Here is a 571-nt window from a genome sequence, read left to right on the forward strand (position 1 = left end):
CAGGCTCTCCGGCAGGGTCTCGACCCAGGCCCGGAGCTCGTCCCGCACCCGGCGGTAGGGCGCGAGCGCGCGCTCGGGGTCGGTCTCGCCTGCGGCCAGGCGCGGCGGATCGTCGAAGGGCACGTGCCGGCGCGCGACCCCGGGCGGAAAGACCGGGCACGTCTCGTCCGCGTGCCCGCACACGGTGACGACCCAGTCGAGCGCGACGTCGCCGAGGTCCGCCAGCGTCTTGCTCACGTGCTCGCTGATGTCGACGCCCGCCTCGGCCATGACCTGAACGGCCCGCGGGTTGAGCCCGTGACGCTCGATCCCCGCGGAGACCGGCTCGAGCACGTCGCCCCGGAGCGCGCGCGCCCAGCCCTCGGCCATTTGCGAGCGGCACGAGTTCCCCGTGCACAGGAACAGGATCCGCAGCTTCCTCACCGGACCTCCGTCGGCCGAGGGTCGCACGCACCGCGGTCCGCCGCACGCCCTACGGGTGCTTGCGACGAGCGCGGTCGCGAGCGACCCTCCAGCCGGCGACCGCACGGAAGGACGTGCTCATGGCGCGCAGCCACGTGTTCGTGGCCCT

General features: G+C 74.4%; 1 protein-coding gene. It reads right to left on the reverse strand.

Annotation, left to right across the window (positions count from 1 at the left end; genetic code table 11):
• The coding region (locus KDM41_18730; GenBank protein ID MCB1185460.1) for an arsenate reductase ArsC at positions 1 to 423 on the reverse strand (423 nt) is incomplete at its 3' end.
• Positions 424 to 571 lie beyond the last annotated feature (148 nt).

The sequence above is a fragment of the bacterium genome (assembly GCA_020440705.1).
Taxonomy (GTDB): domain Bacteria; phylum Krumholzibacteriota; class Krumholzibacteriia; order LZORAL124-64-63; family LZORAL124-64-63; genus JAGRNP01.